Origin of the sequence: Saccharothrix sp. AJ9571 (genome assembly GCF_021725495.1) — a bacterium.
Classification (GTDB): Bacteria; Actinomycetota; Actinomycetes; order Mycobacteriales; family Pseudonocardiaceae; genus Amycolatopsis; species Amycolatopsis magusensis.
Genome location: NZ_CP091383.1, coordinates 26,466 through 47,817 on the forward strand (window position 1 = coordinate 26,466; position 21,352 = coordinate 47,817).

31 protein-coding genes are annotated in these 21,352 nt (G+C 68.5%); 18 read left to right on the forward strand and 13 right to left on the reverse strand.

Annotation, left to right across the window (positions count from 1 at the left end; genetic code table 11):
* Nucleotides 1–6: 6 nt before the first annotated feature.
* The 7 genes from L3Q67_RS45415 to L3Q67_RS45445 form a co-directional block, all read right to left on the reverse strand.
* Nucleotides 7–540: a hypothetical protein gene (locus L3Q67_RS45415; RefSeq protein WP_499191893.1), complete on the reverse strand. Its 534-nt coding sequence runs from the start codon at nucleotides 538–540 to the stop codon at nucleotides 7–9.
* Between the two features lie 37 nt (nucleotides 541–577).
* Nucleotides 578–823, reverse strand: coding sequence for a hypothetical protein (locus L3Q67_RS45420; protein ID WP_499191894.1), 246 nt, complete (start codon nucleotides 821–823; stop codon nucleotides 578–580).
* Nucleotides 823–1,110: a hypothetical protein gene (locus L3Q67_RS45425; RefSeq protein ID WP_499191895.1), complete on the reverse strand. Its 288-nt coding sequence runs from the start codon at nucleotides 1,108–1,110 to the stop codon at nucleotides 823–825. Before L3Q67_RS45425 ends, L3Q67_RS45420 begins: the two co-directional genes overlap by 1 nt.
* 327 nt (nucleotides 1,111–1,437) lie before the next feature.
* Nucleotides 1,438–2,523 carry a hypothetical protein gene (locus tag L3Q67_RS45430; protein WP_499191896.1) on the reverse strand — a complete coding sequence of 362 codons (1,086 nt, stop codon included), beginning with the start codon at nucleotides 2,521–2,523 and terminating at the stop codon, nucleotides 1,438–1,440.
* Nucleotides 2,524–2,670: 147 nt separating this feature from the next.
* Nucleotides 2,671–2,892, reverse strand: coding sequence for a hypothetical protein (locus tag L3Q67_RS45435; protein ID WP_499191897.1), 222 nt, complete (start codon nucleotides 2,890–2,892; stop codon nucleotides 2,671–2,673).
* Complete coding sequence (locus tag L3Q67_RS45440) at nucleotides 2,892–3,125, reverse strand: hypothetical protein (protein ID WP_499191898.1); 234 nt, start codon at nucleotides 3,123–3,125, stop codon at nucleotides 2,892–2,894. Before L3Q67_RS45440 ends, L3Q67_RS45435 begins: the two co-directional genes overlap by 1 nt.
* The gene (locus tag L3Q67_RS45445; RefSeq protein WP_499191899.1) at nucleotides 3,122–3,355 is read right to left on the reverse strand and encodes a hypothetical protein; all 234 of its coding nucleotides are present in this window, start codon (nucleotides 3,353–3,355) and stop codon (nucleotides 3,122–3,124) included. Before L3Q67_RS45445 ends, L3Q67_RS45440 begins: the two co-directional genes overlap by 4 nt.
* A 796-nt stretch (nucleotides 3,356–4,151) precedes the next feature.
* Between L3Q67_RS45445 and L3Q67_RS45450 the strand changes: the two genes are divergently transcribed.
* The 4 genes from L3Q67_RS45450 to L3Q67_RS45465 all read left to right on the forward strand — a co-directional run bounded on the left by L3Q67_RS45450 (nucleotide 4,152) and on the right by L3Q67_RS45465 (nucleotide 7,767).
* Nucleotides 4,152–5,024: a sigma-70 family RNA polymerase sigma factor gene (locus tag L3Q67_RS45450; protein ID WP_499191900.1), complete on the forward strand. Its 873-nt coding sequence runs from the start codon at nucleotides 4,152–4,154 to the stop codon at nucleotides 5,022–5,024.
* 10 nt (nucleotides 5,025–5,034) lie between these two features.
* Nucleotides 5,035–5,838 (forward strand): hypothetical protein, encoded by an 804-nt coding sequence (locus L3Q67_RS45455; RefSeq protein ID WP_499191901.1) that lies wholly within the window; start codon nucleotides 5,035–5,037, stop codon nucleotides 5,836–5,838.
* Nucleotides 5,839–6,148: 310 nt separating this feature from the next.
* Nucleotides 6,149–7,147 (forward strand): helix-turn-helix domain-containing protein, encoded by a 999-nt coding sequence (locus L3Q67_RS45460; RefSeq protein ID WP_499191902.1) that lies wholly within the window; start codon nucleotides 6,149–6,151, stop codon nucleotides 7,145–7,147.
* 2 nt (nucleotides 7,148–7,149) lie between these two features.
* Nucleotides 7,150–7,767 (forward strand): HD domain-containing protein, encoded by a 618-nt coding sequence (locus L3Q67_RS45465; protein ID WP_499191903.1) that lies wholly within the window; start codon nucleotides 7,150–7,152, stop codon nucleotides 7,765–7,767.
* Nucleotides 7,768–7,979: 212 nt separating this feature from the next.
* Here L3Q67_RS45465 and L3Q67_RS45470 read toward each other — a convergent pair whose 3' ends face one another.
* A complete protein-coding gene (locus L3Q67_RS45470) occupies nucleotides 7,980–8,369 on the reverse strand; it encodes a PIN domain-containing protein (protein ID WP_499191904.1) in 390 nt (129 codons plus the stop codon).
* Nucleotides 8,366–8,626, reverse strand: a complete 261-nt coding sequence (locus tag L3Q67_RS45475; RefSeq protein ID WP_499191905.1) for a hypothetical protein — start codon at nucleotides 8,624–8,626, stop codon at nucleotides 8,366–8,368. Before L3Q67_RS45475 ends, L3Q67_RS45470 begins: the two co-directional genes overlap by 4 nt.
* 214 nt (nucleotides 8,627–8,840) lie before the next feature.
* Here L3Q67_RS45475 and L3Q67_RS45480 point away from each other — a divergent pair, with 214 nt between their 5' ends.
* Both L3Q67_RS45480 and L3Q67_RS45485 read left to right on the forward strand, forming a co-directional pair.
* Nucleotides 8,841–9,065 carry a hypothetical protein gene (locus tag L3Q67_RS45480; RefSeq protein ID WP_499191906.1) on the forward strand — a complete coding sequence of 75 codons (225 nt, stop codon included), beginning with the start codon at nucleotides 8,841–8,843 and terminating at the stop codon, nucleotides 9,063–9,065.
* 373 nt (nucleotides 9,066–9,438) lie between these two features.
* Nucleotides 9,439–11,211 (forward strand): hypothetical protein, encoded by a 1,773-nt coding sequence (locus tag L3Q67_RS45485; RefSeq protein ID WP_499191907.1) that lies wholly within the window; start codon nucleotides 9,439–9,441, stop codon nucleotides 11,209–11,211.
* 1,144 nt (nucleotides 11,212–12,355) lie between these two features.
* On the opposite strand, the gene L3Q67_RS45490 is transcribed toward L3Q67_RS45485, so the two are convergent.
* Both L3Q67_RS45490 and L3Q67_RS45495 read right to left on the reverse strand, forming a co-directional pair.
* Nucleotides 12,356–13,279: a ParB/RepB/Spo0J family partition protein gene (locus L3Q67_RS45490; protein ID WP_499191908.1), complete on the reverse strand. Its 924-nt coding sequence runs from the start codon at nucleotides 13,277–13,279 to the stop codon at nucleotides 12,356–12,358.
* Nucleotides 13,279–13,995 carry a ParA family protein gene (locus L3Q67_RS45495; protein ID WP_499191909.1) on the reverse strand — a complete coding sequence of 239 codons (717 nt, stop codon included), beginning with the start codon at nucleotides 13,993–13,995 and terminating at the stop codon, nucleotides 13,279–13,281. The genes L3Q67_RS45490 and L3Q67_RS45495 overlap by 1 nt, the downstream gene beginning before the upstream one ends.
* A 272-nt stretch (nucleotides 13,996–14,267) precedes the next feature.
* On the opposite strand from L3Q67_RS45495, the gene L3Q67_RS45500 reads away from it, so the two are divergent.
* A complete protein-coding gene (locus L3Q67_RS45500) occupies nucleotides 14,268–14,645 on the forward strand; it encodes a hypothetical protein (RefSeq protein WP_499191910.1) in 378 nt (125 codons plus the stop codon).
* Between the two features lie 109 nt (nucleotides 14,646–14,754).
* Here L3Q67_RS45500 and L3Q67_RS45505 read toward each other — a convergent pair whose 3' ends face one another.
* Nucleotides 14,755–15,027, reverse strand: coding sequence for a hypothetical protein (locus L3Q67_RS45505; RefSeq protein ID WP_499191911.1), 273 nt, complete (start codon nucleotides 15,025–15,027; stop codon nucleotides 14,755–14,757).
* 283 nt (nucleotides 15,028–15,310) lie between these two features.
* Between L3Q67_RS45505 and L3Q67_RS45510 the strand changes: the two genes are divergently transcribed.
* From L3Q67_RS45510 to L3Q67_RS45555, 10 genes are all read left to right on the forward strand, one after another.
* Nucleotides 15,311–15,484, forward strand: coding sequence for a hypothetical protein (locus L3Q67_RS45510; RefSeq protein WP_499191912.1), 174 nt, complete (start codon nucleotides 15,311–15,313; stop codon nucleotides 15,482–15,484).
* A gap of 130 nt (nucleotides 15,485–15,614) precedes the next feature.
* On the forward strand, nucleotides 15,615–15,923 hold the full coding sequence (locus L3Q67_RS45515; RefSeq protein WP_499191913.1) for a hypothetical protein: 309 nt from the start codon (nucleotides 15,615–15,617) through the stop codon (nucleotides 15,921–15,923).
* Between the two features lies 1 nt (nucleotide 15,924).
* On the forward strand, nucleotides 15,925–16,245 hold the full coding sequence (locus tag L3Q67_RS45520) for a hypothetical protein (protein ID WP_499191816.1): 321 nt from the start codon (nucleotides 15,925–15,927) through the stop codon (nucleotides 16,243–16,245).
* 139 nt (nucleotides 16,246–16,384) lie between these two features.
* Nucleotides 16,385–16,765, forward strand: a complete 381-nt coding sequence (locus L3Q67_RS45525) for a hypothetical protein (protein WP_499191817.1) — start codon at nucleotides 16,385–16,387, stop codon at nucleotides 16,763–16,765.
* Nucleotides 16,766–16,782: 17 nt separating this feature from the next.
* A complete protein-coding gene (locus tag L3Q67_RS45530) occupies nucleotides 16,783–17,121 on the forward strand; it encodes a hypothetical protein (RefSeq protein ID WP_499191818.1) in 339 nt (112 codons plus the stop codon).
* 117 nt (nucleotides 17,122–17,238) lie between these two features.
* Nucleotides 17,239–17,778 (forward strand): hypothetical protein, encoded by a 540-nt coding sequence (locus L3Q67_RS45535; protein ID WP_499191819.1) that lies wholly within the window; start codon nucleotides 17,239–17,241, stop codon nucleotides 17,776–17,778.
* Nucleotides 17,775–18,206, forward strand: coding sequence for a hypothetical protein (locus L3Q67_RS45540; RefSeq protein WP_499191820.1), 432 nt, complete (start codon nucleotides 17,775–17,777; stop codon nucleotides 18,204–18,206). The genes L3Q67_RS45535 and L3Q67_RS45540 overlap by 4 nt, the downstream gene beginning before the upstream one ends.
* Entirely contained in the window at nucleotides 18,203–18,424 is a 222-nt protein-coding gene (locus L3Q67_RS45545) for a hypothetical protein (RefSeq protein ID WP_499191821.1), read from the forward strand. The genes L3Q67_RS45540 and L3Q67_RS45545 overlap by 4 nt, the downstream gene beginning before the upstream one ends.
* A 92-nt stretch (nucleotides 18,425–18,516) precedes the next feature.
* Entirely contained in the window at nucleotides 18,517–18,867 is a 351-nt protein-coding gene (locus tag L3Q67_RS45550) for a helix-turn-helix domain-containing protein (RefSeq protein WP_499191822.1), read from the forward strand.
* 242 nt (nucleotides 18,868–19,109) lie between these two features.
* Nucleotides 19,110–19,340: a hypothetical protein gene (locus L3Q67_RS45555; RefSeq protein WP_499191823.1), complete on the forward strand. Its 231-nt coding sequence runs from the start codon at nucleotides 19,110–19,112 to the stop codon at nucleotides 19,338–19,340.
* Between the two features lie 291 nt (nucleotides 19,341–19,631).
* Here L3Q67_RS45555 and L3Q67_RS45560 read toward each other — a convergent pair whose 3' ends face one another.
* Entirely contained in the window at nucleotides 19,632–20,018 is a 387-nt protein-coding gene (locus L3Q67_RS45560; RefSeq protein ID WP_499191824.1) for a hypothetical protein, read from the reverse strand.
* 857 nt (nucleotides 20,019–20,875) lie between these two features.
* On the opposite strand from L3Q67_RS45560, the gene L3Q67_RS45565 reads away from it, so the two are divergent.
* The gene (locus tag L3Q67_RS45565) at nucleotides 20,876–21,316 is read left to right on the forward strand and encodes a hypothetical protein (RefSeq protein WP_499191825.1); all 441 of its coding nucleotides are present in this window, start codon (nucleotides 20,876–20,878) and stop codon (nucleotides 21,314–21,316) included.
* Nucleotides 21,317–21,352 lie beyond the last annotated feature (36 nt).

Sequence of the window (21,352 nt, forward strand, 5' to 3'; positions counted from 1 at the left end):
TTGGTGTCAGAAGTTGGTGATCAATTCGATGACCTGGTGCGCCGGCCAGAGCAGGACCGTGAGCACCACGCGGGTGGCCGGGATCAGCGCGGCCAGCACCACCAAGGCGAGGAACACCGCGGCGCGCGAAGGGCGCTGCATCAGCCAGGCGCGCAGGTAACCGCGAGCGGCGTGGTACATCGCGAACCACGACCACGTCTTGCTGGCCGCGCGCAGCGGCCCGGTCTCGGGCACCGCGGTACCAGCGCGGCCGTACTCGCGGATCTTGGCCAGTGACGGCAGGTCCTTGGTCACGATGTCGGGCGGGACCACCAGCTCACGCGACTTCTTCGCGAGCGGGTCGAGCTTGGCCGAGGCCTTGGCCTTCAACTCCGCCACACGGGAGACCGAGACCTCCGCCTCGGGCGCGGGCACCGGTGCGGTGCCGTCTCGCACGATCATCAGGTTTGGGATGGTCTGCTCGGCCGGGTGCGGGGTGGGAGCGGCCGCCGTGTCCGGAGTGGACGTCGGCGGATAAGGCGCGTCGTGCACGCTGGACATGACGAACTTCCTTTACAGAGTGGGAAACACGGACAGGTCAGCGGATCAATCGGTCACCAGCGGCGGTCAGCGCCCGCACGGTGCTTTCCAGGGAGCTGATGTCGAGGTGGGGGGTGCGGCGCTGGGCCCGCGCGGCCGCGGCCCGCAGGTAGTCGTAGGCGTGTTCCAGGCGTTGGAGCGGGTCGGTGGTGGCGGCCAGGCGCTGCTGCAGCAGCGCGCGGGCGTTGTCGTGGTGGCGCTTGCGCGCGGTGGGTTTGCCGCTGCTGCGGCGGTGACCGGCCATCAGTCCTCCCAGCCGTAGATGGAGCGGGACGAAACCACGGGGTGGCCGTGGCCGGGGCGGTACGCGCGCAGCACGTAGTCCGACAACCACGGCATCTGGGAGAGCCGGTCGGCGACCGGCTTGCCTTCCGCTGCGCAGGCCAGCGGCACGAAGTACTGGGCGAGCACCCGCTCGAGCTGGCGGTCGTCGTCGATGTCGACGAACTCGAGGAACTCGCCGGGATCGTGGTGCGGGCGCGCACCGTCCAGACGCTCGAGGCGCAGCTCGAGCCGTTCACGCTGGGCCAATCAAGGTGTCCTTTCGCGACAGGGACGTGGGCACAGGGCAGGCATCACAAAGGGGGGAGTGGGACCGGTGACCGGGCTGGAGCCGTTTCCGGGGAGGGGAGAGGGCTCAACAGCCCGGTCACCGGCTTTCCCGCGCAGCACAAAGGTGAGAGGGAGCAATGCGCTGCGGGGTGGGAACCGGCAGCCGGGCGAGGTGGATGTCACCGCCGAGCTGCCGGCGTCACGGGAAGAAGGCCGTTCCAGGGGCCTGGGCAACGGAACGGGCCGCCACAGAGATGACTGTGGCGGCCCGCGCGTTCTCCCGGTGCTGGACCGGAGAGGTGATGCTTACTTGCTGCTACTGCTGCCGACGGCCTGCTTGATCTCCCGGCACCAGTTCTTGATCGTGGTGTCGGAGCTGGGCAGGGCGTGCCCGGCCTCGGTCAGCACGTTCTTCAACGCGCTCGGCGTCGTCGCTGCGTGCTTGACGCCCAAGGCCACCGCGGTGGCCTTGTCCACGGGACTCTCGGCCGAGGTCGTCTTCCGGGTCTGCGGCTTCACCACGGCCGGGGCTGCGGACTCGGTGCGCGTAGCAGGCGCCGGCGGTTTCGTCGCCTCGCGAGCCGCCTTCTCTGCCGCCTTGCGCTGCGCGGCGTCCTCGGCTTCGAGCTTCGCCTCGTACTCGGCCACCGCGTCGAGGTAGGCCTTCTGCTCGGCCTTGAACTGGGTGCCCTCGCCGAAGCCGTGGATGACGTGCAGGAGGAACCCGAGGAACGCGATCCCGCCGAAGATGATCGCCATCGACACGTTCTGGCTCCACCAGTGCGTCAGGTTCATCCCCGATGCCGCACTGGCGGCGGTGAACGCGATCAGCAGGAACGGCACCCACTGGCTCTTCCGGCGCCCCTGCGCCCGCAGGTGCATCGCCGTGTCACCGGCGGACACCATGATGGTCTCGGCGGTGGTGGCGATGATCGCCGCGGCCGCGTATCCGGGCCAGCCCATGTTGAACAGCTGGCCGAAGAAGATCACCTGGCCGATGGCGCCGGTCAGGATCGCGATCCAGTAGACCCCCACCAGGCCTTTGCGGCCCCAGTAGTTCGGCTGGTCGGGCTCCGTGGGGGGTTTCCGCTGGAACTTCGGTGCCGAAGGTTGCGGCAGGTCCGCAGCACCGAATCGCGGCGGCACCGGGGGCACCGGGGGAGCAGGAACGGGCCTCGCGGGCTGTGCCACGGGGGCAGCGGCGGAGCTCTCCACGGTCGGCTGCGGCGCGGCGGCCGCGGGCTCCGGCTGGGGGTTGGGGCTGGTGGCGGGCTCGGCAGCAGTCGTTCCGGCGCTCCCGCGCAGCAGCTGCTCGAGTTCGGCGTCGAGTGCCGAGGGATCGAACCCCTCGGGGAAGTCGTCGTCAGCCGGGCCGATGTGCGTCGAGTCCACGGAGGCGGTCCTTTCTGGATCGAGAGGTGCAAGGGGAATCCTGCCGGGTCGCGCCTGGCAGTGATCCGGTGGCCTGGACACCACACACGCTCGGGGCGCTCGCGGGGGCGAGCGCGTGTGTGGTCTCCCGGTGCCGGAGCAGCCGATTCATGAAGCTCGCAAGGCGAGTTGGACGTTGGCGATCTGGTCCCACAACTGGGTCAGCTCACGGTCGAGCTGGGCGATCCGGTCGCCGGTCGCACTGGGGTTGACCCCGCTGTTGAAGGCGATCGTGTGGCAGCGCAGCAGTAACTGCTTCTCCTGCGCGGTGGCCACCAGGTCGTGCTGGAACTCGGCGAGGCCGCCGCCGGGGGCGATGCGAACGGTCATCACTCGGCCCTGCCCTCGTCGTGGAAGGTCCGGGCTGCTCGGTAGGAGCTGATGATGCCCACTCCCACCACACCCAGCTGCCACACCACGCCGAGCGGGACGAACACGTACACACCCAGCGCGGCCAAGGCGATCCCCAGCCACACCAAGCCCGCACCGAAGCGGGCCTCTTCCGGCTCGGCGGCCGCGGCCGCCGGCCTCACCGTGACCGTCTGCGTGATCTGCGTTGTCATGCTGCTACCTCCTGCGGCTGCGCACTGCGCCCGGCCTGCGGCCGCGGCGTGAACCGAATGGCGTCGCCCTGCCCGGCCAGGCGCCGGCGGTGCTCGCGCTCGTCCACCGGCGTGCTCAGCAGCGCCAGGTTCTCGAACACCTCGTTGAACTCGTCCTCCGTCAGTCCGGAGAGCAGGTCGAAGTCGAGCTGGCTGAACCCAGCGGCGTACTCGGCGATCGTCATCGACATCGGGGAACTCACTTTCCGATCGGGGGTGCTTCCCGGCCGCCCACCCGCGGGGGAAGAACGGGTGGACGACTGGCAGGCATCGAACGGACCTGCATGTCCACCAGCCGCTCTCGCTCGCCGCGGCCGAGCCGCGGGTCCTGGCAGGAACGCCTGGTGGTGGTCGGCTGGCCTCTCGCTGCCAGCACGCGCCCAAGTCCTCTCCACACGCCCGAAGGGCGGCAGGACCGGGAATGCGTCCTCATCCGCAGTTGCTCGCCGCGCAAAAGGGCGCGGCGGAACGGCGCTGCGGGTGGAGGACGACCGGCAAACACCACGCAAGGTGTCTGCGGAAAGCCGCCTGCCTGATCTGGTCCGCGAAAGGTGCGGACGGGGGTACGACTGGGCAGCGGCGAAGCCTGTGTAGGCGGGGTCGGCCTTTTCAGAGCACGTCCATCACCACGTGGGTGAGCGGGACGCCAGGCCGACCAGGTGCTCATCGCTCGCTGTGAAGTTCTCTGTGATCGCCGAAACGCTCGGCGGCGGACCTCTCCCTCACCTGGCGTCGCCTCCCGGCGAGACCAGGTGCCGCACCGGCACAGGCCGGGGGCGCTGGCGGCATCGGGATCGGACCGAGGACCGCCATTCAACCCCTGCTAAGCCCTCAAAGGGGGGGTTGAATTTTTAGACTTCAAGGTCCCCTTGGAGGCAAAAGGGGGGGTTGTAACGCTCAATGTAGACAGCCCCCCTTGAAGGGGTCAAGCCCCCCTGAGAAGATTTGGCCCAGATTGACGCCCCGCCGAACAGGACGGATCGCCGCATGGAAGAACTCAAGGACCTGGTCAAGGCCGATTTGGATCGGCTGGCAACCGAGTCGGCCGAGACGCGCGCCAAGCAGGCGATCGAGGCGCTGGGCCTGCACCAGGAGTGGGTCAACGAGTACAGCCGCGTCCGCCGCGAAGCTCTCGGCGAACTGATCGGTGAAGGCAAGACACCGAACGACCTGGCCAAGATGCTCAAGATGACGCGCTCGCGCGTCGACCAGCTGCTCACCTCCGGCCCGAAGCCTGAGCGGGCGCTGTTCGGTACCGCAGCGCTGACCGTCTCGATCGGTGGCAAGTGGGAAACCCGCTCCGGGGGTACCGGCGGGCCGAACGTCGAGCCGTCGGCCGTGCTATCCGAGCAGGCTCTCGCAGCGTTCAACCTCATCGCCGAAGCCGCCAGCGACTACGGCCTCAAGGCCACCTATCAAGTGGTTCCGCCGCCTGGCCTGGTTCAGCTCAACCGCGCCAACCTCGTCGTGATCACGAGCCCCCGGCTGCTGCCGCTCGTCGGCCAGGTCCTCGAAGCCGACGAACACCTCGGCTTCGGCCAGAGCAGCAAGGGCTGGTATCTGACCGACAAGGTGACCGACACGAGATTCCGCTCCCCCATCGACGATGGTGAGCCCGCCGACTACGGCTACATCGGCCGGCTCCCCAGGCCCGACGGCAAGGGCACCTTCCTCTACCTCGCGGGCATCCACGCGATGGGCACCCTCGGCGCAGCCCACTACCTCACCGGCCACGTCCACGAGCTGTACCAGCAGGTCAAACTGAAGCGCTGGTCGGCGCTGGTCAAGTGCACCTTTGACCCGGACACCCGCACGATCGAGAGCTCCGAACTCGCCACGCCGGTCTACACCGACAAGTAAGGAACTACGGATGTTCTTCACCGGAGCCACTGTCCCCGGCGGCGCGAGCGAGAACGAGGACTGGCTGGCGGCGACGCCGGACCTGATCGTGGTGCTGGACGGCGCCACCGTGCGCACCGAAACCGGCTGTCATCACGGACCTGCCTGGTACACCCGCAAGCTCGGCGCCGCCATCATCGCGGCCGCGGCCGACCGGCAGCTGCCTCTGGCCAAAGTGCTCGCGGCCGCCATCAGCGAGGTCACCACGCTGCACCCCGAGTGCGACCTCGAACGTCCCGGCGCCCCGTCCGCCGGTGCGGGGATTGTTCGGCGTGATGGTGATGTCCTGCGCTATCTCGTGCTCGGCGACATCTCGATCGCCGCGGACACGACCACCGGCGTGACGGTGATCAGCGACGAGCGGGTCAGCGCGACAGCGCCGGCCGAGCGGGCTGAGGCCGATCGGTACCTCATCGGGGATCCGGATAAGGCTGCCGCGCTCGTGAAGATGAAGGAAGCCGAGTTGGCCGCGCAGAACCGCGATGGTGGGTACTGGATCGCCGCAGCCAACCCAGCCGCTGTTGAGCACGCGCTGGCCGGCGAGTTCGACCTCGCCGAGGTCCGGCAGTTCGGGATGTTCAGCGACGGAGCCGCGCGCCTGGTCAAGGACTTCGGCCTGACAACCTGGGCTGAGGTCATCGAGCTGATGGCCGCCAGCGGCCCGGTTGAGCTGATCAACCGGGTGCGGAAGGTCGAAGAAGGCGATCCACTCGGCGAGAAGTACCGCCGCAACAAGAAGTCCGACGACGCTACAGCTGTCTACGTGCGGGTTTGAGCATGCGATCCAGGCCGGTCTTCTTTTCCCTTTACGCTGGTCAAGTAGGTGTGGCTCTTCAGTGATCAGTCGATCACCGATCTTCGTGATGACGTGGTCCCGGCTCTAAGCGACTTCTGTCCAAACAGTGGGCATTGGGGCACACTCTGTAGTTGTCAATCACCTTCAGCAGAAGGTATTTGCAGCTCAGGAGCCCGAGAACTCACCAAGAGTCGGGATTTTCGACCCGGGAGGGACCGCCGTGGCGGCGATTTCGAGGGACGGACCTACCGCCGGTGGGGGTGAGCTGTCTGGCCGGGTTAGCGGCGCCGTGTTCGCCGCAATCCGGAAGCAACTGCCGATGAGCCAGGAGCAGCTCGCCGAGCAACTCGGCGTGTCCGACAAGACGGTTCAGGCGTGGGAGGCGGGCCGCCGATCGCTGCTCACCTTGAGCTACAGCCGCCTGCAGCAGCTGCACCGGTCGCTGCAGGCTCTCGGGGCGAGACCTGATCTGCTGAAGGTGTGGAAGTCGGCCCTCGAAGTTGACGACATGCTCGCTGGTGGCGCCGTTCCCAATCCTGATCTCCACCCGCTCGCCATGGTCGTTCCCGACCGCGCCACCACCGAACTGCTCGTGTGGCCGATCAGCGGCGAGTTGCCACGGCAGTTATGCGGCAGCCCGGCCGCGCTGCCAGTGCCCCAGGGACAGCGCGACGCGGTGGCCGCTCAGCTGCGCCGGGTGGCCGACATCGCTGCGCCCGGTTCGGAGACGTCGGCGATGCTGCGACGGCAGGTCAAGTTCCTTGTCGCGGGTAACCCCGCTTCCCGCAGTTGGCTCGCCGACCAAGAACACCAAGACGCGCGCCGGAGCGCCGACCTGCGGAGCTGGACACCGGAATGGGCTGTGGCGCGATCGGCCGCGGTCACCGCGGCTCATGCCGGCGACCTCGGACCGCTCGATCGGTTTATCCACGATGGCCTGGCCAGCGAAGACGCCTTCAACGCGAACTTGAACTACTGGGCCTACTGGGTCGGCGAGTACCAGACGCCCTGGGGCGCTGACCACGCGATGAATGCCGAACGCGAGTCGGCCTGGTCCGGCGAGCTGCTGCTGGCCTCGCTTCTGGACGGCGTCGTGGACGCGCCATACCGCGAATTGTGTGCGCATACGCTGTGGGCGCTGCTGCGTTCGCGCCGTCGGCTGGCTACCCACCCGGGCTGGCGAACGCGGATCGCCCACACCGTTGATCGCGCGATGGACGCGGACGAGTTGGGCGGGCAGGCTCGAAGGCGACTGGAGCAGGTCCACTACCTCGTTGGGAGCGACTGACCATGGCAGAGAGCGAAAGCATCGTGTCATTCGCCTACGAGGCCGGACACCTTAAGCAGGTTCCCCGCGCGGGCTGGCTGATCGCCGGTGTTCGGGATCCCGAATCCGTGGCCGAGCACAGCTTCCGTGTGGCCGTGCTGGCGTATGTCCTGGCCGTCCAAGAAGGCTCGGATTTCCCGGAGCGTGCGGCCACCCTTGGTCTCTTCCACGACCTGCCGGAAACCCGGATCGGCGACGTGCCATCCGTGGGCAAGGCCTACGTCCGTACCGAACAGCCTCACGAGGTCGTCTCCGATCAGGTCGCCGGTCTCCCGCCGCGGTTGGCGGCGCGGATCATCGCGCTGATCGACGAGCACGAATCCGCCAAGGAACCGGACGCCTCGATCGAAGCACGGTGCTCTCGCGACGCCGACAAGATCGACTGCCTGCTGCAAGCCCGCGAGTACCAGGCACAGGGCAACACCAACATGCAGCGCTACATCGACTCCATGCTCCAGGCCGTCCGTACCAACACCGGCCAGGAACTCGCTAAGGCCGCGCTAGAGGTTCCGTCCTCGGCATGGTGGGACGGGTTCGCCGCACGCTTCGGAACACCCCAAGCCACTGTGCGTAGCGCCTGACCTTTTCCCGGCGCAGAGGCGAACCAAACGATTCGGTCGTCCTCCGTGACGTCGGACGACCTCGGCCTCGGACGACCTCATCGGCCCGGCCCGGCACACCTGGTCGGTCGGCGCCTATGCCCATCATGCGGTGCCGTCACGGCCAGCCCCAGAACGGCGCCTCGCCGAGGTTCGTCGGCATCCCGGCGGTTCTGCGTCAGCAGCCCGGTCGGCTACAGCGGCAGCGGCACGGTTCGGACCGACTCGGGGTACAGCTGCGGGGTCGGCGTGATCACCGAGGCGTCGTTGCGGGCCGCGGTGTGCACGGTGTGCCCGGTGGCGGGTTCCAGGTCGGCCAGCGGCCCGCAGAGCGCGGTGATGGCCGCGGTGTCGAGGTCGACGATGCGCAGCGTCTCCAGCGCCGCGACGTGCTCGGCCAGGCCGGATCGGCGGCGGCCTGCCTGCAGCAGCGACAACGCCGGGGCCAGCAACCGGGGACCGCGGTACAACGCGAGCACGACGTCGTCGACGTCGCGCGGGGTACCGAAGAGCAACCGCGCCAAGATCGTATTCCCCGCTCCCAGCGCATCCAGCGCCGCAGCGTCCAGGACGAACGTCCTCACGCGCGGGCTGCCCGGACGAGCGCGTCGTCGTCACCGGAGTCGAGCGCGGCCCACAACGCCTCTCCTGCATCACGGTCGGCCGGGGTGAGATCCGCTCCGAGCTGGGCCAGGACCTGGCGGGTTCGCTCGTCGCGGGCATCGAGCTCGGCGGTGGTGGGGATGCGGCTGGCGACACCGGCGATGAAGGCCCCGATCGACTGCTGGGACTCGGCGGCCAGGACGGCGAGCCGGTCGCGGGCGGCGGTCGACACTTTCACGGTAGTCAGTGTGGTATCCGCAGTCATCTACCTACCGTATACCCAGTTGGCGAAACACTCCAACAAGCCAGCATCGGCAGCCGAAATCTGTCCTGTGGCTACCCCTCCCGCGCGGATGATCACACAGCGTGGTTAGCTGCCTGAGCAGATTGGATGATCCGGTTCCCGGCGTGTCGCTGGATACGGATAGCCGAAAGAGGTAGAACTTTCCGCCATGGAACGACGCAAGATCGGCCGACCGTCGAAAGGCGCTCGCAAGCAGAAGCTTGTGCGCCTGCCGGTCCCGCTCGTCGAGGCCGCCGAGCAGCAGGCTGATGAGTATGGAATGCCGTTCAACGACCTGGTGGCGCGCTTGCTCAGCGAGCATCTGCGCGCTCGGGGCGTCGAGGTCCAGTACGACGACTCGATGCAGGAGGAACTGCCTCTGACTGCCGCATAGACGTAAAACGGGGCGGAAGCGCCTTACCAGCGCATCCGCCCCGTTTTGAACCTACGGCGACGACCCTCTCACAAGTCGCCACACGTCAGTCCGGTTGATCTGGATTAGCACTCCAGACCTTCCGGTTGCCTGGTTAGCAGCCAGGCGTTCGAACCCCCAGCCAAAGGGATTTCGTGTGCCCAGAATAGCCCCTGGGCCCGTCACGCACCAGATTCAGGGTGGCGTGTCGCAGGCTCACACCGTTCTACCTGCTGTTTTGTCGCCTGACTGTGTGCGGTGCGACATCGAAATCACCGGATCGTGCCGGTGTGACGACCCCGCTGTCCCTTATGGACAGGACGCCTCACCGGACTTGCCGGACAGCCTGCCGGCGTTGTTCGAGTTGGCGAAGGCCTCTGGCCGGTGTCTGGTGGCGGGTTGCCGCCAGCGCGGCCGGAAGCGCCAGACGTTGGTCGAGCCGTTCCCGAATCCGGTGGTGTGCGACCTGTGCTGGGGCACCAACGGCGGGCCCGAGGGCCTGGCCGCGGTGGTGGCCGGCGAGCAGGACGTCCGGTTCGCGCCAAGACCGGCTCCGGACGGCGTCCGCCTGGTCGACCCCGAGGTCGGCCTGGCCTGGGACGACCTGCATCCGGTGGACCAGTTCTTGATCGGGTGCGGCGTGCGGTGGGATCGGCTGCGGTGGATGCCGCGGCCGATGCGCGCGGAGCTCGCGACGCAGGTGGCTGCCCGGGAAGCACCGGCGGGGACGCAGGCGGTGATCTCGGGCGAGCAGTGGCTGCAGGACGCCGTCGGACCGCGGATCGCGACCTCGGCGCATTTCCGGCAGGACCGCTCACGGCAGACGTGCTGGAACATCGCCATCGCGTTCGCGGGGGTCCTGCAGGGAGCAGGCCGGCCGCTGGTCTACCTGAAGCAGGACTACGCCGGGGCCGCGGTGGATCGCTGCACCAAGACGATCCAGCGCTACGTCGGTGGCTGGTTGACGCAGGAGAAGCTGCTGTGGGAGCTGGTGCCCGGCATCAAGGTCGACGCGCTGGTCCTGCCGGAGGCACCGACGGCGGCCGAGCTCGCGGTCGTGAAGGAGCGGGCCCGGGAACGGGAAGAGGCGGCGGTCGCGACGGAGAACGCGGCGATCCTGCGCGCGCGGGCCGAGATCGAGCTGCTGAACCAGGGCGTCGGCCGGGAACGGGCAGCCCGGCTGGCCCGCCGCCGGCACCCGGTTCCCCAGCGGCCGGTGCGGCCGAAGCGGCAGGTGACCGTGTCGCCGGTGTACGAGCTGCGGATGCCGATCCCGGAGGAGGTGCTGGCCGAGCGCGCCGAGATGGCGCGTGCCCAGTTCGAGCAGGCGCCGGGCCGGGCGCTGCTGGAGGCCAACCGCGAGCGCTGGGTCGATCCGCGCAACGTCATGGAGTGCCTGCCTGGGGCCACTGCGGTCGGAGCGGATGGGACCCTCGCCTGGGTCACTGCGGACGAACTGCTGCACGCGGATCGGACAGGTGCTCTGACCAGCACAAACGTGGTCGGTTGGCTACGTGGAGAACAAAATGTCCACCCAGTAGTTGATGTCTCTATAGAAGATCACTTACTGGTTGTGCGCGGTGTGGACAACCGGCCGCCTTCGGCGGGCTCCTGGACCGACATGTTCGCGAAACCGGCTGAGATGGCCTATGCGGCTCGAAACCCGGTCCGGACGACTCCGAAGCCGTTGCAGCGGCCTTCGAAGGCACGGCGAGCCGCTCAGGCGGTCAAGGAGCACCTGGATCCGTCGCTGGCCGAGGTTCCCGTACGCACGCTGGAAGCGCTGATCGCGCCGTGGATCCCGACCTGGTCGGTCAGCTCCATCGTGCGACGCATCCACGGCAACGGTCTACCCGAGCTGATCCACTCCCCCGCCCGGTTCATCGCCCACAAGCTCAAGAGCATCCCCCCAGGCCTTTCGCCTGATCAGCGCAAGGCCCTCGACGACAAACTCGCTCAGCTTGCCACCGTGAACGCCGAAGCCTCCCAGCATCGCGTCGACGTCCTCGCCCGGGTCAGACGCGAGCGGATCGCTGAGTGCGCGTTGTGCGACGAGGCAGGCTGGCTGCACGTCAGCCAGGAGGTCGCCTGGCGATGCAGCCACGATCCGGACACCAGCGGTTGGTGAGCCGCGCCGTATAATGCTTTATACAGCGCGGCTTTGTTGATCATTTTCTGTTCCAGGAGAAGCACCAGCGCATCGACTCGCGTGATCGGCTCCGCCGATCGGCATGGACCGGGGCCACCCGGCCTTCCCGCACTGGTCCAAGCCCGGCCGGCCACGGGTTGCGACCCGTTTGACTGCTGGAATCAGGCCACGTCGATGGTAACTGTGTGTACAGGCACGAAAGGGAAAGTTTCGCGGCGGCCGGACTACACCCTCGGCCGCGGGGCCAACGCGCAACGCGCGTCGCGCACGCGCGCGAGGCCGAGCCTAGCGAAACTCACTTCGGCATGCCACGAAACCCCGTAGGAAACCCTCTCATCGACTACAAGCGGTAGTCACTGTGGCCGGCTCCGCGCGGCCCCGAAATGACGGACGAGACCTTCGCGCGCTGCGTCGGATGCCCGCCCTGGTGCAGCGTGTTCCCAGGGGCCTGCTGCGATCGGGCCGGTTCGGACATCAGGGTCATCGCGTTGTTCGGCGTGGAGCCTGTGACCTGTCGTCGGAGGGCTGCGTCCGCCGGTCAGGAGGACCGGGCACTAGGCATGAGGTGCCCCCGCCCGGCCGAGCTCTCGTGGCCGGGCACAAGGGGGCACATGTGGCGGGCATCTGCCCCTCAGGCAGGGGGCAGAGGTGGCCCGGCGACCAGCGGGCAGGTGCCCCGTCGGGGTTGGCATGCCGTGCCCGGGCAGACGTGGAGTGCCCCCGGCGGGCACGCACGGGGGGCAACTGGCCGGGGCATCGAGTGAATCAGCATCCGGGTGACGTCCATTTGGGCAAGGGGGCAAGGGGGGCAAAGGCGCTGGTGGGTCGGCGATTGCCCCCCTTGGCTGCCCCCGGGCATGCCCCGGTCAATCCGAGCGCGATCGGCACCGCGCACCTCGTCCTGCGGGGGCCGGTCGACCCCTCTCTGATGCCCCTGCGAGGGCAGTGCCCCGGCAGCGCCTGCGAAAGCGGGACGGTGGCCTGGTGACCGGAATTGGGAGCGAGCCCCGGCCGGGGCGACCGGGGGGCAGGTGCCCGGCACGCAGAACCCCGCGATGGCCGGTCCGCAGACGCGTGGGGGTGGCAACGCCGTTGCCACCCCCACGCGTCATGGGCCATACGGTCAGTTCGCGGACTGGGCCGGCTGTCGCGGTTCTGCCTCGCGACCGAGTGCGTTCGTCAGCAGCTGGATGAGTTCGGTGAGCTCGTCCGGGGTGAAGTGCTGGCGTATGGACTCCGCGGCCACTGCGGGCGAGGTCGCGCGGATGCTTGCTCGCCGGCGGGTGGCAACGCCGTTGCCAGCGCTGCGCCTCGCCTCCGGCGGAGGCTGGTGCCGGTAAGGCTTGCCCGCGTCGGCGATGCGCTGCTGCTCGTCCGCGGGCAGGTCGCCGAATTCGCGCGCTTGCTCGATTTTCAGCTCGCCGGCGGCGAAAGCCGCTTGCAGGTCGGGCACCAGCTTGAGCAGCACCAGGCGCTGCGCGATGTAGGTGTGGGACTTGCCGAGCTGGCGGGCGAGTTCGCGCTGCGAAATCTTCTTGGTGCGCAGCACCTCGGCCATCGCTTCGGCTTCCAACAGCGGCGGAAGTCCCCTGCGGTGACCGTTCTCGATCAGCATGAGCTCATACATCGAGCCGACGCGCTCGTCGGCCACGATGATCGGCACCTCGTCCAGCGGTGCCCGCAACGCCGCGTGCAGCCGCCGGTTCCCGATGAGCGCGACCCACTCGGCGCGCCCGACAGCCGCGCGCTGGTCCGGGTACTGCTCGAGGTATGCGGCAGCCGAGCAGACCACCAGCGGCTGGATGATCCCGGTGAAACGCAGGGTCTCGGCGAGATCCTCGATCTCGTCATCCAGCCCGGGATAGCGCTTGTTCAGCGGGTTGTGGGTGACAGTGGAGGTCGGAACCAGGCGGTCCACCGGCTGCCCCGCTCCTGACGCAGGCGGTTCGTCAGCGACTGCAGCGACCGCGGTGCCCGCCGGCGCGTCGTCAGCGGGGTCGTAAAAGTCGTCGTCTGCCAGCGACGCCAGATCAACTCGCTTGCCCATCACTGATCTCCCCCGGCGCTGGCAACGCCGTTGCCACCGCCGTGTTTCGGCGTCGTGCCGTTGCTCCCCAGAACCTCCAGCGCGAGCTTGAAGAAATCCGCTCGCGCTTCCATCGCGACCCGGCTCTTGGGGTACTGGACCACGGTGACCCCTTCGGCCGAGGCCCGGGTGTGCAGCTTGTAGTGGCGTACCACGGTGTTGAACACCGGGTAGCCCCGCTTCTCCACGTAGTTCCTCGTCTGAGTGAGGTCGGACGAACCGTCCCGGGGGTCCCAGTTGTTCAGCAGCACCCGGAACGGCACATTCAGCGGCTTGAGAACCTTCTCGATGGTCCGAGCCACCGGCTTGAACCCCATCGGCTCCGGCTCGATGGGCACGATCACGTCGTCGGCTTCGCGCAGCACGGCCTGCAGGATGTCTTCCTTCTCCAGCGACCCGGGGGTGTCGACGAAGATGTGCTGGTACTTGGTGATGCGCTTGAGCTTCGACAGCAGCGCCGGGTTGTCGTGGCACTGCTCGAAGTCGAACGGCAGGTCATCGCCCACCCGCTGAGCCCATTCCAGCATCGAGGCCTGCTGGTCAGCCGACACTGCCAGCACCGGCGTCTTCTCCGGGGTGCCCCCCATCGTGTCGGCGACCACCGCGGCCAAGTTCACCGTCACCGTGGTCTTGCCGACCCCGCCCTTCTGACAGGCGATCACATGCACGTACGCCATGAAAACCTCCGTAGGCTTCCCCACCCGCCTTGGCGTAGACGAGCAGGTACTTCGGATTGACGCGCTCAGCTTGTCATGCCTATCCAGCAGCGTTGATCAGCCGAAAGGCATGTCGCCGAGAAGAAATGGCAGCCGGGTGGCAACGCCGTTGCCAGGGCGCCGGCAACGGCGTTGCCAGCAGCCTGGCAGGAGTCGCTTCCACAGGTTCTCCCCCCGATCGTGCTTCGCGCGGCAACGACCTGGGCGGCGGGCGGCGGGCGATCCTGAGGCTCATGCTGATCTCGATCGACATCCGACGCGTTCCGGGTGGCCTGCAACTGACCGTGGGCGACACGTGGCGGACGCGTCTGAACTACGACCAGGCCGACGAACTGCTCACCGCGCTCAGCGCGGACACTCCCGCCTACCTTGGTGGCGTACGGGATGTCGCTCTGGCCTACCTCCCGAACTACCCGGAAGCAGGGGAGGGAACTCTGGCCCGGTTCGACGGAAAGATCACCGACGATCTGCGCCACATGACCTGCGTCAGCCGCACAGACCTGCACGCGATGCGAGACCTCGGGGAGCTCCTGCGCGCCCACATGCCCGACCGGCTTCCACCACTGCCCGGCGGCATCGACTCGCCGTGGCCACCGGCCTTGCCCTCCTGATCCGCTCCCTCACGCGCTTTCCGGCACGCCGACAGCCCCCATGCGGAGGGCGGGCCCGGCTGCGTTCCCGCTCAGGTCCCGCCACCCGCGGGAACTCGGCAGCCCGAGATCATTCGTTCCTCTGCGCCAGCAGACGCCGACGCACGCGCTCCTTGTTCTTGAGGCCCTCGTGGATGAGCAGGCTGAGGATCTCGTACTTCGGGACCGTGCCACGCAGGTCGAAGAACAGCTCGTTGCACACCTCGCTGAGCTCGTTCGCTGTGGCCGCACCGAGGTACCACGATCGCGTTGTGGGCTCGTCCGCGGTCGCCGGCCCCGCCGCTTGAGCCGCGCTCTTGCCGGCCTTCGGCGCGCGGCCGGATGACGCGTGCTTGTCGCTCATGTCGGTTCCCTCGCGTAGATCACGTCTGCTCGCAGCGACGTTCCAGGACAGCGGGACGTGGCGAAGTGAATATCGCAGAACGTTCACCCAGCCGCGAGACCTGCGAGCTCGCGCAGTGCTGCGTGCCCTCGCACAGTCGCGCGGTACTGCAAGCAACCGTCTCCAGGCTCATTCTGGTTACGAGGCCTAGCAGAACTATCAACCCAGGTAAACACGATGGAGAACGCCTGATTCACCTGAACGCAGACTGCTGCTGGTGGGAAAAGTGGGATAGCGTGAGCGGATGAGCACGCCCGATGAGTTCCGGACCGTCACCAGCACCACCGTGGACGCCCGCCGGCGCGTCGTCCTGGGCAAGACCACAGCTCAGCCCGGTGACGTCTACCTCGTCCAGCAGCACCCGGACGGCCGGATCCAGCTCGTGCCCGCCAACACGCCCACCACCCGGAAGGACTGACCAACAGCAGACTTCGCTCGACTCACGTCGTCCCGCGAACACCCAGCAGAACGAAGAAAGCCGGACCCCGAGCTTCCGAACTCCACCTCATGGCTCAGGGACCGGCCGCACCCTCGAAAGGGAGATCTCAGTGTCTCATTCCTGCGAGCCTGCGCGCGACCAGCTCAGCCTGGCCAACGCCGCGGCCTTCAACTACTACCTGCTGACCACCGTGTCCGCGCCGCTGACCGGCCTGCAACACCTCATCGCCGCGGGCCTGGCCACCCAGGTCGCCGACTCCCTGGAAGCCGCGGCCGACGGCGACCCCGACGCGGCGGCCGCGGTCAAGGCCTCTGCCCAGCACGCCCGCGCCGAGGCTGATCGACACCTGCACTCGGCATGGCGCAGCCACGCCTTCCAGCACGAGGTCGATGCCGTCCTCGCCGAGCGCAGGCGCTGACATGCGCTCGCGTATCCGCACCCGCGCTCGCTGGTATCACCGGGACCGCCAGCATCCCGGGGGAGCGGCCCGGCGCTGCTCGCCGCCACGGTCCCCGGCCACCCGCGCAGACCTCGTCGACGCGGCCGCCACCTTCCTGGGCTGCAGCCGCGATCAGGCCGAGCCGCATGTGCGCGCCATCGCCGACCGCCTCACCGCGGGCATGCCGCCGCTCGTCGTCCCGGAGTGGGTCGCCAGCAACATCGGCGACCATCCCGCCGCCCAGCCGGAGTTCGTGGCACTGATCCGCCACAGCCTCGAGAGCTACCACACCGAGTCCTGACCCAGCCCGGCCTCGACACGGAACACCCCTACCGCACGTCTCGCAGAACTATCTGGACAGCGAGGTCAATAGGGCTATCAGGGCTTGTCACAGCCCTGTCTCCGTGAGCGTAGGTCGCGCCCAATGCCGGAGTGCAGCCATGCCGATCCGCCCCGAGAACCTCGAACGCTACCCCGCGGACTGGCCGATGATCAGCTACCGGATCCGGTTCGAGCGAGCGCACAGCCGCTGCGAATGCCGCGGCGAGTGCGGCCGCCCGGCCGCGCATCTGGCCACTGACGGCCGCTGCCGCAACCACCACGGCCAGCCCGCCTACGGCACCGGCCGGCTGGTCGTGCTGACCACCGCGCACCGCGACCACATCCCCGAGCACTGCGAGGAAACCAACCTCTTCGCCGCCTGCCAGGGCTGCCACCTGCACTACGACCGCGACCACCACGCCCAGACCCGCCAGCGCGTCCAGCGCGAGGCGCTCGAACAGCAGATGTACCCGCTGTTCGACCTGCCCCACACCACCTGAAACGAAAGGAACCACTCATGCCCGCACCCGAGACGACCGCGGTGACCGCCGCCGTGAACACCTTCTGCAGCAGCCTGGTCGACATCTCCGGCGACGGCTGGACCGCCGAACTCGAGCAGCTGGGCCGCCGCGACCTCGCCCGCACGATGGCCGAGGTCGACCGGCTCCGCAGCCGCCTGGTGGTGCTGCTCGAAACCACCTACACCGCCGCCGAGCAGCACCTCGCGCCGGACACCCTCGCCGACCTGGCCCACGCCCTGGTCGCCTTCTCGTTCGCCGGGGAGCGGATCTACATCGCCGTGGCCGAGCTCGATCCGGGCGTCGCCGCGGGCATGCCCGCCGAACAGGGCACGTGAGCACCAGCTGTGCATCCACCCGGACACCGCTGATCACAGTGTGCGGTGCGCGCGGGAGCTGACCCCGCGCGCACCGGTCCAGCAGTTCCCAACCCAACATGGATCGGAGATCCCAGTATGACCACCAGCAACCCCACCCGCGACGTCCGCGCGCTGGCCCTGTTCGCCACCCTGCAAGCCACGTTCTCCGACGTGCACCCCTTCTGCGACCAGATCATTCAGGCCGGCACCGACGCGATCGACAAGGGCAAGCCCGGCGCGGCCGGACGCCGAGCCTGCGCCCGCCACGTCGGGTCGTACTCGGCCGGCCAGCTCGCGGCCGCGGCCGCGGTGACCCGCGCCCTGGGCTACCGAGTGCCCCCGGCCGCGCTGCTGACCGGCACCGCGATCAACGCGATCACCCACTACGTGATCGACCGCCGCACCCCGCTCACAGCGTTCCTCGGCTCGGCCTGGGCACGCCGGCTGCGGCTGGTCGGCAACGGCAAGCTCGACTACCTGCGCCACGCCACCGTGCAGCGCCGCGACGGTGTCGTCGACACCAGCGGCCCAGGCACCGCGCTCATGGAATGCGACCAGGCCCTGCACCGCATCCTGGGCGTGCTCGCCTCAGCGGTCATCACCGTGCTCGCGACCCGCGCGGACGGTGCCCGATGACCGCCCCCAGCGCCGGAACCGTTCAACTCGGCGAACTCGAGCAACTGCGCCAGGCCGTAATCACCTTCCGGCAGATGACCCTGCTCTGCGACACCGGCCAGCTGCACACCGAACTCGCCGCGCTGCCGCCCCGCGAACTGGCCGAGGTCCTCGACCTGGTCGACGAAGTCCGCCGCTGGGCGGCGGACAAACTCGAGATCCTGCACGAGCACGTCACCGCGACGATGACCTACAACGACATCCGCGTCTACACCGACGCGGTGGCCGCCGTCGTCGACGCCGAGGAACCCCTCGCCGACACCCTCGCCCTGCTCGACCCGCAGCGAAGTGCGTGCGAGGACTGCGAATCCACGGGCCAGAACTGCCCACTTCACTCGGCCACGAGTGGCACACCGACGAAGAACCGTCCACGGAGGACTGAGCAGTGACGACATCCAAACGATTCGAGCCCTACGCCAGCGTGTGGGCGACGGAGGACCACGGACTGTGTCACCTGATTCCGCGAGGTGCGCGAGGAGCAGTGCTGCCGGCCACGAGCAAGCGGGACGACGGCCGGATCGAGGTGGAGTGGATGCTCGGTAGCCAGATCCGGGTCAGCATCGTCGAGCCAGCGCAGCTGTCGACCGTCCCCCTCAAGGAGGGCTGAAGCGTGACGATGAAGATCAACCAGCACCTGATCGACTGCGCCGACCTTGCTGTCGTGGTCGGTCACGACGGCCCGTCGCTGGGCACCGGTCGATGACCACGCCGACATCTCAGGATGTGCGCCGTGCGCAGCTGGCCCACCAGTTGCGCACGGCCCGCATCGGCGCCCGGCTCAGCCAGGAACGCGCGGCCGCCGCCCTTCCCCGCCTGGGCCGCTCGGCGTTGTCGGACATCGAACGCGCCCGCCGCGACGTCAGCGCCCTCGAGCTGACCGACCTCGCCACGGCGTACGCCGTGGAGGTCAGCGAGCTGCTCGGCGCCACCGCGCTCGACGACCATCGCGCGCCGAATCTGGCAGGGCTGACCGATTCCGAACTCGACGAACTGAGAAACTTCGCTGCCTTCCTGCGGTGGCGCCGCTCCCAAACCAGCCGAACTAGCTGATCGCAATGAAGCTAAGTACCTCGCGAAATGCCTTGAACTGGGGTGATAGGCCTCTCAGAGCTGCGAACGGTGCTAGCCCGAGCTGGCCTGCGAGTCCACCCACATCGACCCCACCATGCACCCCGTCCGAGGTGTACGTGGTCGTGTTCGCCGCGCCAAACTTCAACTTGGGCCACCCGGACGGTCCGCGGTGAGCGCACCGTTCTCCGTCCCCTGCCCGCCCAGAAAAAGGAGCCTCCGCCATGCCGGACACCCCCGAAGACATCGCGAAGCGCCTGCGTGCAACCGACACCGAGGACGAAGGCGCGACGTATCTACACGAACAGCAACTGGATCGGGAAGGGCTGCTCGCCGTCGCTGCCGAGCTGGGACTCTCGCGTCTGGAACGCGCGAGCAAACCGGAGCTGGAGCGCAGGGTGCTCAAACAGGCGATCGGAGCCCGGCGCAAATTCGAAGGCCCGCGCAAGTGGTGAGCGCCCTACGCCTTCACTTGCGCTGAACCCAATGACCACCCAGGGGGCCGCCGACCGCGCCGATCGCCCTCGTTCTCCGGATGCCGTCTAAGGCGGATCCCCCTGCATCACGCGTTCCCGCAGGACAGATCGTGTGCAGGGGGATCCGCTGGTGTCCCAGACTCCCTTGTCGGAACTTCGCAGAGGAACATCAAATCGGGGGCTGCGGGGGTTACGGCGGTGTCGGCGGTCGGTGTTCTCCAGCCGATTCCGCTACCCGCTCGGCTACAGAACCTTGCTGTCCGTATGAGTTCAGCGGTGTTTGCGCCGCGCGCGTTCCAGGGCGCGGCGCTGCTGTCGAGACAGCCCATCCGCTGCGGGTGTGGTGGGTCGTGCAGGCGGCTCGGGGCCGGAATAGGGGGCGTCGTCGTCCGCCTGGTAGATCGTGCGCAGGTGTTCGTCGTAGGCAGCCTTGGCGGCGGTCATGCGCTCTTGGTTGTGATTGAGGAAGGCGTCGGTGGACGCCAGTGCACGCTCCAGCCGTTCCCGGATGCCGGTGTGCAGGTAGCCCACCACGCGCAGAGTCGAGGTCGGGTCCTCCAGTTGCTCGCACAAGGCGTCGAGTTGACGTAGCCACTGGTGGCCCGTGGGCACGCGAGGCTCGAGCACCCGCGACTTCGTGACGACGTGGTCGTGCACGACTGTGTCGGGCGTGTTCGGAGGCTGATTGTCGGCTCGGCGTGCCGCGTTGAGGGCCCAGCCGCGGCTGCGGCACGAGTCCGAGCACCACTTTCGTGGCCGTCCCGGGCCAGCGGTCGGCAGCGGTTCCCCGCATCCCGCGCACGTTCGCGGCTGTGTTCTGGACGTGGTGGTAGTGCGCACCAGGATGGTGTGCTCGTCGCTCTTGCCGTCTACTTTCCCTTCATCAGCCACAGCACTATTGTGCCTGCTCAACGCGCTTATTTCATCAAACGAAACCCGGGTCATGGTCATGCAAGAGGTGCTGTGGCGTTGTGGTGCGTGTGGGAGTGGTGGGGGCGGCAGGGCCGGGGTGCGGGGGAGCGGGCTGGCGGCGGAGGGGCCGGCGTGCGGGGAGCGGGGTAGTGGGTGAGGGGCAGGGTGTGGGCGGGGTATGGCTGGCGTGACGGCTGGCCGGGCCTCTCGCGACGGCGGCCGCCGCGCGGTTCCGCGTGCATGGTGACGGGTGCGCCGTCACGGCCGAAGCCCGTCACCGGGGCGTGCCCGGCAGGCCAGCCGGAGGGCAACCCGTCACACCTGGGCGTGCCGGTCGTGACGGCGGTGACGGGTGCCGATGAAGAAACTTCAGCCCCGGTGAACCCGTCCGGATCACCGGAGCGAGATAGGCGCCATCCCCTGGATAGCGCGGCGGCCGTCCGGCCGCTGGCATGATCGAGAGCGCGCGACGTGGGCGACCCCCCTTGGGCCTGCATCGCGTCCCGGCCGCCGCCGGCGTACTGGAGCTTTCCCCCTTCGCTCCGCCCGCCGGCACCCGGACGCGGCCGGGCCGGACTGCGAACGAAAAGGGGGGCGGGCTGATGCCCGAGACTCGACACCGCGGCCGCCAGCCGCACGTGCCCGGTGGCTATCCGCATCCGCTGGAGATCCGGCTGACCGAGAACGATCGGGCCCGGCTGGCGATCGCGGCCGCGCGCGCCGAGCTGGCGGACGGGGCATACGCCAGCCAGCTGGTCCACCGCGGCCTGGCCGCCGACGCCGACACCGTGCCGGCGGACTGGCGTGAGGTGCTGGCCGAGCAGCTGCGCCACCGCGCCACGGTCGCCACGCTGCGCGGTGACGTCGCCGCGGTCGGCCGGTTGCTCAACCAGGTGGCCCGGGCGGTCAACTCCGGTGGGCACGTGCCGGAGGCCGCGGTGCTGGTGCGGCTGGAGGCTCGGGTGGAGGCGGTGCTGGCGGCCGCCGATCGGGGCCTGGCCGAGCTGGACGCGCTGACCGAGAAGGCGCGGGATCGGCTGTGAATCGTGACGATACCTTAGCTCTTTTTGTTGATCTTG